Annotated in this window: 10 protein-coding genes and 1 pseudogene; 7 read left to right on the top strand and 4 right to left on the bottom strand. The window is 61.0% G+C overall.

Annotated elements, in window-relative coordinates; translation table 11 throughout:
* Nucleotides 1-17: 17 nt before the first annotated feature.
* Nucleotides 18-845 (top strand): inositol monophosphatase family protein, encoded by an 828-nt coding sequence (locus HMPREF0308_RS02290; RefSeq protein ID WP_005528251.1) that lies wholly within the window; start codon nt 18-20, stop codon nt 843-845.
* Entirely contained in the window at nt 838-1617 is a 780-nt protein-coding gene (hisN, locus tag HMPREF0308_RS02285) for a histidinol-phosphatase (protein WP_005528250.1), read from the top strand. The genes HMPREF0308_RS02290 and hisN overlap by 8 nt, the downstream gene beginning before the upstream one ends.
* A gap of 94 nt (nt 1618-1711) precedes the next feature.
* Here the strand turns inward: hisN and HMPREF0308_RS02280 are convergent, their stop codons facing one another.
* A complete protein-coding gene (locus HMPREF0308_RS02280) occupies nt 1712-2854 on the bottom strand; it encodes a S1 family peptidase (protein ID WP_005528248.1) in 1143 nt (380 codons plus the stop codon).
* Nucleotides 2855-3091: 237 nt separating this feature from the next.
* Here HMPREF0308_RS02280 and HMPREF0308_RS02275 point away from each other — a divergent pair, with 237 nt between their 5' ends.
* The 3 genes from HMPREF0308_RS02275 (at nt 3092) to HMPREF0308_RS02265 (ending at nt 7037) form a co-directional block, all read left to right on the top strand.
* A complete protein-coding gene (locus tag HMPREF0308_RS02275; protein ID WP_005528246.1) occupies nt 3092-4696 on the top strand; it encodes an aspartate:alanine exchanger family transporter in 1605 nt (534 codons plus the stop codon).
* Nucleotides 4697-4773: 77 nt separating this feature from the next.
* Entirely contained in the window at nt 4774-5961 is a 1188-nt protein-coding gene (locus HMPREF0308_RS02270) for an alpha-amylase family protein (RefSeq protein ID WP_005528243.1), read from the top strand.
* 146 nt (nt 5962-6107) lie between these two features.
* Nucleotides 6108-7037, top strand: a complete 930-nt coding sequence (locus tag HMPREF0308_RS02265) for a type IIL restriction-modification enzyme MmeI (protein WP_005528241.1) — start codon at nt 6108-6110, stop codon at nt 7035-7037.
* Between the two features lie 25 nt (nt 7038-7062).
* Here HMPREF0308_RS02265 and HMPREF0308_RS02260 read toward each other — a convergent pair whose 3' ends face one another.
* On the bottom strand, nt 7063-7527 hold the full coding sequence (locus HMPREF0308_RS02260) for a hypothetical protein (protein WP_005528239.1): 465 nt from the start codon (nt 7525-7527) through the stop codon (nt 7063-7065).
* Between the two features lie 356 nt (nt 7528-7883).
* Between HMPREF0308_RS02260 and HMPREF0308_RS12920 the strand changes: the two are divergent.
* Nucleotides 7884-8258 (top strand): annotated as a pseudogene (locus HMPREF0308_RS12920) (DDE-type integrase/transposase/recombinase); the annotation flags it as partial.
* A 332-nt stretch (nt 8259-8590) separates the two neighbouring features.
* A complete protein-coding gene (locus tag HMPREF0308_RS02250) occupies nt 8591-8794 on the top strand; it encodes a sodium/glutamate symporter (RefSeq protein ID WP_034656582.1) in 204 nt (67 codons plus the stop codon).
* Between the two features lie 50 nt (nt 8795-8844).
* Here the strand turns inward: HMPREF0308_RS02250 and HMPREF0308_RS02245 are convergent, their stop codons facing one another.
* On the bottom strand, nt 8845-10581 hold the full coding sequence (locus HMPREF0308_RS02245) for an ABC transporter ATP-binding protein (RefSeq protein ID WP_005528232.1): 1737 nt from the start codon (nt 10579-10581) through the stop codon (nt 8845-8847).
* Entirely contained in the window at nt 10581-13193 is a 2613-nt protein-coding gene (locus HMPREF0308_RS02240; protein ID WP_005528231.1) for an ABC transporter ATP-binding protein/permease, read from the bottom strand. The genes HMPREF0308_RS02245 and HMPREF0308_RS02240 overlap by 1 nt, the downstream gene beginning before the upstream one ends.
* Nucleotides 13194-13298: the final 105 nt, after the last annotated feature.

The raw sequence follows: 13298 nt of genomic DNA, 5'->3' as shown, positions 1-13298 counted from the left end.
AGCGCGACAATATCCGCATGACTCAACAGCCGAGCTTGAATGAGATGATCGATGCGATCACCAAGACCTTTCTGGTAGCTCACGTCGACGACACCGATGCGCACCTTGCGCAGGCGCTCGTCTACAACGCAGGACGCCTCGCCTGGCGCATGCGTGAGCAGGGCGTCGACATTAACCAGAAGACCTCTGTTTCTGACGTCGTCACGGATGCGGACCGCGCCGCCGAACGCTTCGTCGCCGGCGTCCTCGAGGTCGTCCGCCCCGAGGACGGAATCCTCGGTGAGGAAGGCGCCACACGCCCCTCCACCTCCGGCCGCACGTGGGTCATCGACCCAGTAGACGGCACCTACAACTTCAGCTCCGGCTCTGACTACTGGTGCTCCGCGCTCGCACTAGCCGACGCCGAGGGCGTCATCTTCGGCGCAGTCCACCGCCCTGCCATGGGATACACCTGGTTCGGCGGCCGCGACTTCCCTACCTCCCGGGACGGAAAGGACGTGGCGAAACTGCAGAATCAATCTGCCAAAGAGATCAGCATGGCCACCTACCTCCACCCCACCTCCATCCAAGACGCAGATATCCGCGCCGCTTGGCAGAGAGTCGGCGAAAAGTTTGCTACAGTCCGTATGCTTGGCGCGGGCTCAGTTGATCTCTCTTCTGTGGCTGACGGCACCTGGGGTGCCTGGATGCAGCACAGTGTGGCCGACTGGGACTGGTTCCCCGGCAAGGCCTTGGTTGAAGCAGCCGGCGGCGCTGCCCGCAAGGTAGAAGCAGGCGGTGTGGAATGGTGCATCGCCGGTAATAAACAAGTAGTTGACGAGATGGAGGAATGGCTCCGTGGGTAAGTGCAAAGAAGACCTCGGACTCGCGTTGGAACTCGCGGGCCACGCGGATGTCATCACGATGAATCGCTTTGAGGCATCCGATCTTTCGGTTAAGGACAAGCCGGACATGACCCCGGTTTCCGACGCCGACTTGGCTTGTGAAAAGCAGATTCGCGAGGCCCTCAAGCGCTCGCGCCCACGCGACGAGGTCCTGGGCGAGGAGTTCGGCGGCACCCCGACGTTTAAGGGACGCCAGTGGGTCATCGACCCCATCGACGGCACCAAGAACTTCGTGCGCGGCGTCCCGGTGTGGGCAACGCTCATCGCTTTGCTGGAGGACGGCGAACCTGTGGTCTCTGTGATCTCCGCACCTGCTTTGCGACGTCGCTGGTACGCCGCCAAGGGCGGCGGCGCCTACCGAGTCTTCGGCGGAGAGCCCAAGCGCCTGCACGTCTCCCAGGTCGAAAAACTCGAGCATGCTTCGGTGGCCATGAGCTCCCTGGCTGGCTGGGCTGAGCGCAGCCTGCAGGATCGCTTCATCGAGCTCACGGAAAAGACCTGGCGCCTGCGCGGCTACGGTGATTTCTGGAACTACTGCCTCGTTGCCGAAGGCGCCGTGGACATCGCCGCTGAGCCAGAGGTGTCCCTGTGGGACCTCGCGGCCCCTACCCTGCTGGTCACCGAGGCCGGCGGCAAGTTCACCTGTCTCACCGGCGAGGAAGGCCCACACAACGGCTCGGCAGTGGCCAGCAACGGACTGCTTCACGACTCCGTCCTCGGCATCCTGAACTAGGCCAAAGAGAAAGCGGCGGTGGGGGAAGTCTCATAAACTTCCCCCACCGCCGCTTTTGGTGTTTCGCTTTTAGAAAAGCAATTAGCCTTTGCTTTTAGTGCTGTGGCAGCACAAAACCTGCGCCAACTCCGCCGCGACGGTTCATGTCTGCGAGGATTGCATCCATGTTCATAGCCACGGTTGGGTTGTGCAACGGGCCCTGCAATGGGCTGCGGCACTCCGGCAGGCCTGGGATAAGTCCGCGGGAGACCGTGCCGATGATCCGACCGTTGCTCATGACCGGTGCACCCGAATCGCCCACCATGGCGCAGATCTGATTGATTTGCACCTCGCGCGATTGCTGGTAGGTCACGCCACAGGTGGTACCGGTGGCAACACCAGTCTTGCAGGTCAGCTCGCCCGGCTTGGCAGTGCCGCCCAACTGCGTTGCGGTAACGCCATTGTAGGAACGAGAGATCTCTGCTTTGGAACCGAACTCGATCACGGTGTAGTCGAGGTACTCATTCTTTGCGGCGATGGTGCCCGTGGTTCCTACCTGCCAGGAATCGGCAGAAGAGACCGAGTCGCCCACATTGCCACAGTGGCCAGCGGTCAGGCCCACCTTGCGACCCGCCGCGTCAGTGCCGGCTGCGGTCAGGGTGCACATGGTGTCCTGGTTGACGTAGAGCGGCGTGCCCGGGCCATACAAGGACTTGCCGCGAGTCATGGCAGCGTTGGATTCCTCCGGAATGCGGGGGGCATCGAAGTAGGATGCTGGCACGCGGTGCAACACGTAGTCGTTGAAAGGCTTAGCGGCCGCTACTTTGGAAAAAGCGTCATTTTTCCACACGTAGTTTGGGTCAGTGCCTTGTGGCTTAAACTCCGGCTGTGTTGCATTCTCGATCATCCCGATGGGATTTGGATTAGTCAACGGCTGCGCGTACTGCTGCGTGTTGTGTTCACGCGCAACAAACTGCTCTGTGGCGGGTTGCCACTTCGCAATTTCTGACTGCGCCTGCACGATCGCAGTGTTCGCGTCACTGACCGCTTGGTTGACTGCGGCGGTCACGCCAGAGGCCGCACCAAAACGTGCGATTTCGCTGTTGAACTGGTTTAAAACGGCAGTGGTGACTGCGTCGGAACCCGTTGGAGCAGAAGCTGGAAGCTCTTGGGCGCCGGCCGTGGGGCTCGCAAAGAAAAACGCACCTACGAAAGCCGAGCCCACGATGACTTTCTTAAGATGCGGAATACGAATCATGAACAATTCCCTCAATCTATCTTGCTATTGGTCTAGCCTCCCACATACTGTCACGTGCCACCCCTACGTGACGCGCTCTGAGCGTTCTGTGTCCAAGCCGTTACCTTTTACACAGCCAGCGGGTGTACCCGCATCTTCAGACCCGAATCTCGCGCCAGAAATCAGTTTCCTCGCTATGATGTTGAGGCCCAATCTTGGCCTCGTTCACTGCCCCCAACCGTTCTCAAGGAACTCGACGTGACTCAGCTTCTCGCCTTCCTGGCTGATCAGCCTATCCTCCTTGTCTTTGCCCTCATCGGCGTAGGAATGGCGCTCGGCAACATCAAACTAAAAGGCGTCAGCCTGGGGGCTGCGGCCGTGCTATTCCTCGGCATTGCTTTTGCCGCGGCGTCGGCAAGCACCGGCAGCGCCGTGAGCGTGCCGCCCGTCATCGGCACGTTCGGCCTAGTTATCTTCGCCTTCGGCATCGGCAATAATTCCGGCATCGTCTTCTTCCAGTCTTTGCGCACCGCCACCGCGCCCGTATTATCCATGATTGCGGTATTCATCATCGCAGCCATCGCGGCGCACACCGTGGGCACATACGTATTTGGGCTAGACATCTCAGTGATCGCCGGAACCTTCGCTGGGGCCATCACCAACACCCCCTCGCTCGCCGCGGCTGCGGAAGCCACCGGGGACGGTGCCGCCGCCACGGTGGGCTACGCGGTGTCCTACCTGTTCGGCGTAATCGGCATGATGATCGTGGCAACGCTCTTGCTTCGCGACGCCCCCAATGACACCGACAAGGCTGCGCCCGTCACTCGCCTGCACATGCAGATTACGCGCAAAGAAGGCATCAGTATCGCAGACCTCCTCGCGGCCGGGAACAACGAGATTCAGGTCACCCGTTTGCGCCGGGTGGGAAGCAACCTCATCATCATTCCGGGCTATCTCGACGAGCTCAACCCCGGTGACGTGGTGACGGTGGTTGGAACACCGAAGGACCTCGACGCCGTGTTATTGGCCGGTGGACGCGAATCGCCACAGATTTTGGACGATGACCGCCACGACCTAGATTTCCGCCGCATTACCATTTCTCAGCACCAGCTAGCGGGCAAGACCATCGCGCAAGTCAACAACGCGCTCAATGACCGGTGGGGAGCACGCATCTCCCGCATCCGCCGTGGCGACGAGGACCAGGTGGCCAACCCCGAGTTCCTCGTGGAGTTGGGTGACCGTGTCCGCGTGGTCGGACCCGCTGGCCACTTGAAGGCCATCTCCAAGTACCTGGGTGATTCCTCGCATGGCCTGACCGACATCAACCCGGTCGCGCTGGGTCTGGGCTTGGCTTTGGGTATCCTCTTGGGCCATATCGACATTCCGCTGCCGGGAGAGGCCACGCTCAACCTCGGCGCTGCCGCGGGTGTTCTCTTGGTGGCGCTCGTTATGGGCCGCATCGGTCGAATCGGCAAGATGATCACCGCTTTGCCGCATTCGGCAAACACCGTCTTGGCGGATTTGGGCCTCCTGCTTTTCCTTGCGCAAGCCGGCACCAACGCCGGCGGGCAGATTGCCGGTGCGTTCTCCAGCGGCGCTTGGTGGAAGATCCTGTTGCTCGGAATGCTTGTCACCACCATCGTCGCGGTGGGCATCGCGCTCGTGATGCACAGGATGTTGGGCAATGGCGCCACGAAGACTGCGGGCATCTTGGCCGGTGCGCAGACGCAGCCGGCAATCCTCGCTTTTGTGAACAACCGCACCGCCGCCGATACTCGCGTGGCGTTGGGCTACACGCTGGTCTATCCGGCGGCAATGATTTCGAAGATCCTTATCACCCACGGCCTTGCGCTTTTGGGCTAACTCGGCCGCTGGCAGCGGGTATCGTGGGGGCCACGATTATTCGGCCCCGGTTTTGCCTTTAAGGAGCGTTTTTAACGATGTCTGCTTTTGACCACGTCGTGTGGTGGCACGTTTACCCGCTGACTGCTTGCGGGGCACCCATCCGCGAGGAACACACCTCAGCCCCACGCCTTAAGCGCTTGGAAGCATGGCTGGACTACGTGGTGGAGTTGGGCTGCAACGGCTTGTTGATGGGTCCGGTTTTTGCCTCCACGAGTCATGGGTATGACACCGTGGACTACTACCGTTTGGACCCGCGCCTAGGCACGGATGCCGAGTGGGACGCGTTTGTCGACGCCGCCCATTCCCGCGGCCTGCGCATCATGCTGGACGGTGTGTTCAACCATGTGGGCGCGCAGCATCCGTTGGCCGCACACCCGACTGAAGACAACGCGGGAATGGTGCAGGAGTCCGGCTGGGAGGGCCACGAGCAGCTGCGTGAGCTCAACCATGCGGACCCGCGTGTAGCTGACATGGTCGTGGACATCATGTGCCACTGGCTGGGCAAGGGCGCTGACGCTTGGCGTCTTGATGTGGCCTATGCGGTGCCCGCGAAGTTCTGGGCCACGGTCACTGAGCGCGTACGTGAGCGCTTCCCCAACGTTGCTTTTCTGGGTGAGGTCCTCCACGGTGACTTCGCGGCGATTGGGGGCTCGGGTCACCTCGACGCGGTCACAGCATATGAGTTGTGGAAAGGAACGTGGAGCTCCATTCATGACGTGAACTTCTGGGAGCTCGCCCACGCACTGGAGCGCCACGCCGGGTTCTCCTCCACGATGACGATGCAAACCTTCGTGGGCAATCACGACGTCAACCGCATCGCCAGCCAGGTGGGCGACGCCGGCGCGGTACTGGCCGCCACGGTCTTGTTCACCGTCCCCGGCATGCCAAGCGTCTACTACGGCGACGAGCAAGCATTCCGCGGCGAGAAGGCCGAGGGATTCGCCGCCGACGATCCAATCCGCCCTCCCCTGCCGGAGAACCCCGCTGAACTCGCTGAGTTGGGCTGGTGGCTCTATCACCTCTACCAGGAGCTCATTGCTTTGCGACGCCGCAACGACTGGCTCACGCACGCCTTACTCGAGGTCCGCGATAAGACCAACGAATCCATCACCTATGCAGTCACAACGCCTGAGCACGAGTGCTTGGTGTCCTTACACGCCGGCGATCGCCATGCAGCCACGGTGACTATTGATGGCCACACCGAATTTGAGTGGCGAGGTTAAAACAACAGGGCAGTGACGGCGAAAGGCCCGCCTACAGTTCCAGCGACTCGGGGGTTGATTCAGCTGGGCGGGCGGGGCTTTACTGCCCGGTACCCTATCCGGCGTTTCGGCCCTGCGTATGTCCGGCACATGAGACAATTACCGTCATGGCTGAGATGACACACGCGCAGCGTGTAAGTGCTGCTAGAGACTTCGCTGAGCGCTGGAAAGACCGAGGCGCTGAAAAATCAGATACCCAACAGTTCTGGATTGACCTGTGCTCCAACGTGCTTGGCATGGAAGACCAGACCACAGCGCTGCACTTCGAATCTCGCACCACCGGCGCTGGCTGGATTGACGTTGCTGTCCCCGATGCGAAGACGTTCCTCGAGCAGAAGGCATCGTTGCAGGCTGGCGAACTTATCGGCAAGCTGTACAAGCTACTGCACGAACAGAACGTTGACCCAGACTCTGCCGCGTCGCAGCACGCGCTCAATGTCCTCTGTGTGCGCCTGATGTTCTGTCTGTTTGCCGAGGATGCAGGTATCTTCCTGAAGAACGCAGTACTGAACTACTTAGCCCCAGTCAACGCGCCCGCAATGCGTCTCGCGCTCAAGCGCCTGTTCAAACAGCTAGATACTCCCATGGATCTGCGTGACCCGTATGATGAACAGGCACTTGCGGTAATACCCTACGTCAACGGTGGCCTGTTCACTGATGCAAATGTCGAGATTCCCAACTTCGCAGATGAAATTCGTGAGCTACTGATCACCGAGTTGTCGGCGGATACTGAGTGGTCACAAATAAGCCCGACCATCTTCGGCGGTGTCTTCGAGTCCACGCTGAACCCCGAGACTCGTCACGCGGGCGGTATGCACTACACGAGTCCCGAAAACATCCATAAGGTCATCGACCCATTATTCCTGAACGCGCTGACTGACGAGCTGGCAAGCATCATCAACGAACCGGGCGTTGGTGCAGTCAAGCGGCGCAACAACTTGAAGCGCTACCACGACAAGTTGGCCGGTCTGACCTTCTTCGAAGCTTTCAACCCGACTTGGGTACAAAATGGCGGCGCACTCGCGCTCGCGACGTGAGTGGTCCAAATCCAGGTTCAGTGGTTCAACTGGATATTCGTTCAGAGATAAACAGTTTCCGGTAGTGGATATCTCCGTCCTTGCGTGGATAGTAGATCCAGCCGATGCTTTCCCAGAACTCATCAGCGCCTTCAGAGAAAGCAATCAGCGGCGTGCTCGCGTAGTGTTCGCGAAGCAAGGAAGCGAATTCAGCGCCAAGCCCGCGACATCTGGCCGTAGATCGAATTTCGAAGAACCAGATTTCCTTGGTAGGAACGTCTGCGTCAATACCGATGTAGCTGTCTGATAGTTGCCAGTCGGTGAGTGACGCGCGTCCCGTTTCGATTCCGTCGAGCAAAAGCTGCACGTAGTCAGTGCCGCCCAGAGTGTCGTCTCCTACTCGATCAACGTTGCTGTGCCACCAGTCATCTCGAAATCCTTCATCACCAAACGGGAAGGGAGACTGAAAGTCCACTTCCTGCACGAGGAACCGTAACTCAGCATTCTCCATAACCACAGAATAATGCCAACGCTCGTCGGTCGCCTGCTGGTGGCTTCCTTGAGGACGTCCAGCGCCGCCAAGAGGAACTGGTAAATCTGTGGGGTGTATCAAGCTTCTTGAACACTTCCTGTTGAGGGGAGAAGAACAAGGACATGGCATCAAGTAAGCGTCGAAGGTTCAGTGCCCAGCTCAACTAGAAAGGCCAAGCCTGTTCGGTAGGGCTGGTGGCCCATCTGATGCGGGAACTCGGGCTGGCAGCCATCCAGCCGCGCAGCTACCGTCGCCCCACGATCACCGACGTGGAAGCGGAGGTCTTCGACGGCCTCATCGCACGCGACTTCGCCCCCTAGCACCACACCCCCGGGGCAGCGCTGGTCGGTGACATCACCTACCTGCGCACCGGTGAAGGATGGCTCCACCTCGCCACCGTGATCGATCTGGCCGCACGCATGGTGATCGACTGGCAGATCGCCGGGCATATGCGCACCAGCCTCGTCAGCGACGCCCTCGAGATGGCGCGCATCCACGGCGGCGCCCTGCCCGGGGAGATCTTCCACTCCGGCCACGGAGCCCAATACAGTGCTGGAGCGTTCACCGGCTACTGCCAAGCGCATGGGTTTCGCCAGTCGATGGACCGCACTGGGGTGTGCTGGGACAACGCCGCCGCTGAATCGTTCTTCGCGGGCCTGAAGAACGAGGTGTATCACCAGCAGGTGTTCCCCACCCGCGCCCGAGCATGACTCGCGGTCGCGGACTACATCGAGGTCTTCTACAACCGACGCCGTCGTCACTCAACGCTCGGCTACCGCACCCCGAGCCAAGCATGGACCGACCACCACACCGTCACCGGCGAGACCCTCGCCGCAGCGGCCTGACCAGAGAAAGAACACTAGGAACTGTCCACAATCCTTGACCCAGCCCACACTTCGACGATGCCGAGTTTACCGAGGACCCCGAACGCGGCGCCCCTGTACCGCCCGCTGCTGAATGCGGTGGTAACGATCGGCATCATCATGCTGCAGTCGGCCTCATCCCGAAGTTCACGCTCGGCTTCTTCTTGACAATGGCGATGATGAGTCTCAAGATTTGGGGTCGCGCATCGCTCGGTCATGGTCTTGGCGGCACTCCCAACGCAATGGCAAATATGGATGCTCTCAACCAGCGATTTGGGGTGCGTTCCGAACGTGCGTTCCTGATCGTGCCGTTGGCCGGCGCAGTGCTCATTGACATCGTGGCGCTGCCGTGGATTGTGTTCTGTATGAACTGGGTTGAGTAACGCCAGCAACCGCCCGCGCGGATCGCGCCCCGGTGAACTCAGCGGAATACCTAGCTCCCCCGGCCGAGTCGCCACCCGGTTGCCGCTTCCTGATGCTGCCAGAACGCTGCGAATCGGCCACCCGCCTGCGCCAGCTCAGCGGGTGCACCATCTTCCACCACTCGACCGCCATCCAGAACAATCACTCGATCAACGTGCTTCAGACTGCTGAGCCGGTGGGTCACGATGACACTCGTTTGTGACCGTTCGTCTTCGGCGAAGGCGTCATTGATCGCGGCTTCATTGTCGTTATCGAGGGCACTGGTTGCCTCATCAATCAGCAGCACTGGCGCGGGTTTCAGCAGCGCCCGCGCAATCGATACGCGCTGTCGTTCACCACCAGAAAGCGCGGTGCCGCCCTCCCCCACTCGCCCAGTGTGGGTCTCCACCCGATCAGCAAGCAGTCCATCGATTCGGGCCGCCCGCGCTGCGTGTGCCACCTGAGCGTCATTCGCTTCGGGATCACCGGCGAGGACGTTCTCGCGAATGGTGCCGTCGAACAGGTACGGCTGTTGGAACACAACGCTGACCAGTTCCCGTTTCGATTCCGAGTCGAGCTCACCCACTGCGACGCCATCAAAGAGCACGTCGCCGCTTGTTGGTTGTTTTAGCCCGGCGATCACCGAAAGCAGCGTGCTTTTCCCCGATCCCGAAGGGCCGATTATCGCGGTGGTTGTACCCGCCGCAAACTCCAGATTGATGCCGCTGAGCACGGGCTGATCGGCAGCGACACTGACGCACACATCGCGCAGTTCGATCGTGGGAGCGTGCTGGCACCGATGCGACAGCCTGCCGCTATCGGCAATGGGCGCTTCAAACACCGAGCGGATCTGTTGCAGAGTGTTCACCACCGATTCCACACCCGACGAAAGCTCCGCGAGCACGGTGAACGGTTCGAGGTAGCGGACAATAACCACGATCACCGCGATGGCTTCAGCAGGTGATAGCTGACCGTGAATGGCGAGCACCACCGCGGTTGCGGCCAGCAAGATCAGGGCGAGTTGGCTGGCCACGCCGAACACGATCTGGCCGGGTAGCTGGAACACGAGTTGCCGGAGCATGGAGCGGCGCTGCGCCGCGAGCGCCTGCCCGGCGCGTCCCTGTTCAGCGTCGACGCGACGTGCCGAGCGCAGTACCTGTTGCGTTCGCGCGAATTCGATGATGCGTTCTGAGAGCGTGGTGTTGGCTTCCGCTGCCACCGCATCCGACCGTTCGCCAAGTCTGCGCGATGCAACAAACGCTCCCAGCAGTAGTGGCACGCCTGCGAGCGCTGCCAACCCGAGCTGCCATTTCACGAACAAGAGGGCGAGCGCGATCATCAACGGCATGATTGCGGCGCTGATGAATGGCCCGATGAAATAGAGCACGAGCCCCACGAGCGTGGGCCCGGTGGCGGCGATTGCCTGTCGCGCCGTGGCGGTGTTAGTGGCGGTGAACCAGTCGAGTTCCACCGCTGCCAAACGTTTCGAGACGGTTTCCTGACCGGTGTCGAGCAGCGCAAACCCAGTGCCAAGGCCGATACGCGAGGCGACGGTGGCGATCACATAATCGCCACAGACTACCAGTAGCAGCATCCCCACCCACGGCCAGGCTGTGGCGGGATCGGCACCAAGCAGCGACCCCAGGACAGGGATCAGCAACACCACCGCGAGCGCGCGGGCGATGACGCTCAGCAGCGTGAACCCGATAAACCCGAAGAACGCGCGGCGGCGATCGATCGGGATGAGGGCTAATAGTGTGCGGATCATTACCGACTCCCTTCCACGATTGGGTCTGTTGTGGGGTGACCAGCGAGCCACAGCCCGTGATAGTGTCCCCGCAGCGCGAGCAGTTCGTCGTGGGTGCCGGTCTCAACGATTTGCCCGTCGTTCAGCACCACGATTTGGTCGACCCCGGTAATCGTGTGCAGTCGGTGTGCGATCACCAGTACGGTGCGGTCGGCGGTGAGTTCGTCGATCGCCGCTTGCACCAGGTGTTCCGACTCTGGATCGGCGAATGATGTGGCTTCGTCAAGCACCAGCACCTCGGTGTCGGCAAGGATGACACGAGCAATCGTTACGCGCTGCTGTTCGCCGCCCGAAAGCGATACCTGTTCGCCGTTGCGGGTGGCGTATCCGTCGGGCAGTGCGCTGATGCGATCGTGAATCTGTGCTGCCCTGGCCGCCGACTCGATCTGTGCATCGTTTGCGTCCGGCACCGCAAGCGCAATGTTTTCGCGCAGGGTGCCGTCAACAAGTTGCACATCCTGCAGCACGAAGCCGATCTGTCGGTACAGCTCGTCGGGTGAGAGCCGGCGCAGGTCGCGGCCACCGATAGTGATGCTGCCGGTGTCGACATCGTAGAAGCGCGCCAGTAGCGCGGCCAGCGTCGATTTACCCGACCCGGATGACCCGACCAGTGCGGTCACCGTCCCCGGTTCGAGCGTGAGCGACACGTTCTTGATCACCGGCAGCCCGGGGAGGTATCCGAATGTGACGTCGTCGAATACTACTCGGCCGGGGGTATCGACAGCTTCGTTTTCGGGCGCGGGCAGGGTGTCGAGTTCGGCTTCTTCGAGTGTGGTGTTGATGTGGCGGGCGGCAAGCAAACCGGTGCGCAGGTCGCCCAGTCCGTAGCCGATGCCGAGCAGTCGGGTGCCGAAGGTGGGTGCGAGGATGAGGAACGGCAGAATCGCGAGCGGTTCCATGATGCCGATGCTGATGAATAGGGCACCAAAGACCACAGTCAGCAACAGGAACGTTGTGGGCCGAGTGACCAGGTCGAGGAAGGTGCGGTATTTCGCGAGCGGTCGCTGCCAGTCGGAGAGGAAGGCAATGTATTCGTGCAGCCGTTTCTGGAAGTGTGATGCCGTGGCACCACCGAACACTCGAATGACTGGCTGCCCTTCCAGATAGGAGTTGGCGGCTGTGTTCATCCGTTCTACCCAGCGCATCGATTCGGCGGCCTTCGGCCCCGATTTCACGACCATCACTGCCATCACTGCCAGGTAAGCAACAACCGGTAGCAGCAATAGCAGCGCTAGCCGCCAGTCGACAATGAAGAGGTAGATGAATACGGCAATGGGGGCGGTGATGGCGGCTGCCGCGTCGGGCACCGCGTGGGTCACCAGGTAGTGCATTGCGAGCGTGTCGTCTTGCACGAGTTGCTTGACCTGGCCTGAACCTCGGGCGGTGAACCAGCCCAGTGGCAGGCGTGCGAGTTTATCGAGCAGTCGCCGGCGCAATGTGTATCCGTATCGCGCATCAACCCAGTGCAGCCAGGTAGTGAGTGCAAGGTTGAGGAATACGCCTGCACCCAACAGCACCGCGGCCCAGATGCCGAGTGCGGTGAGTGTGTCTGTGGATGCGCCAATGAGCAGTTGCCGGGCCAGTTCGGTGAGGAGCACAAAGGGTGCGAGCTCGATGAGCGTTACCAGCACCTGAATAATGGCGGCGGCGATGATCGTGGGTTTGAGAGGCGCGAGGAGTTTACGGCCGCCCGTTGAGTGCCAGTTCCCGCGGGGCACCGCCGCTGTCGTGGTCGGCTCGGGTGCCGGCGCTGATTCTACTTTCGGAGCCGATTCGGTGGTTGCGGCCTCCGCGGTAGTGGTGTCGAGCGGCATCGGCTGAGTTTTGGAGCGGTTTTTGCCGAATGCGCGTCCCCAGTACCAGTAGGCCTGCGCGGTGATCTCTTGTTTTGGGAAGCCAAAATCATCCCGTAGCCGCTTACGCAGGTGTTTGAGGCTTCCCGATTCGGTGGCCAGCCAGGCCGCCCAGTTCGACCAGTCTTGAGCCGCAATCGAGTCGGCGAGTGAGGTCTCGTCGGTGCGCTGCACCCAGTGAATCTCCGCGCGTGGATGCTGCGCCAGGGGAATATCGCGGTCGGTTTCGCGGGCTTGTTCCAGATACACCTCGGCTGGAAGCTGCGGTGGCAGTTCGCTAAGGATGGCGTTGATGGCGGGGATGGATGCGGCGTCGCCGACGATGAGGTAGCCGGCGGGGAGTTCTTCAGGAACCACGAACTCTTTTGACCCCAGCGAGGTGACTGAAATTGTCTGCCCCGCTGTCGCGTTCTTTGCCCATGCTGAGCCGGGACCCGCGGGGGTGTGGAGCAGCACGTCAATCGCGAAGGTGCCGGTTGCGGGGTCTGCCTCACTGACGGTGTAGGAACGCTGTTGTTCGACGTCCGGTTGTTCCGGGTTGGGGAACCAGAATCGTAGATAGGCGGTGGGCCCGATGGCTGCGTCCTGCAGGAGAGTTTCGGAAACGAACCAGATGCGCAGAAAGTCTTCCGTTAGGTTTTCCACGCGGGTCACGGTCGCTTCATGGTCTGTGGCTCCGTAGGCACGCATGAGCACCCCGGAGAAGCCGCGTTTTGCCATGCAGAGTCTTCTCTCTTTGGATTTCAGGCGGGTGCTTATCGGCTATTCGCGGGGCAGCCATCGAGCCGCTCAGCGCATCCCCAGCACCCAGCATCCGCCTTAGGT

This window comes from Corynebacterium striatum ATCC 6940 (assembly GCF_000159135.1).
Classification (GTDB): domain Bacteria; phylum Actinomycetota; class Actinomycetes; order Mycobacteriales; family Mycobacteriaceae; genus Corynebacterium; species Corynebacterium striatum.
Note: the sequence above shows the minus strand (reverse complement) of the source record. Positions and strands in the feature narration are given on the sequence as shown.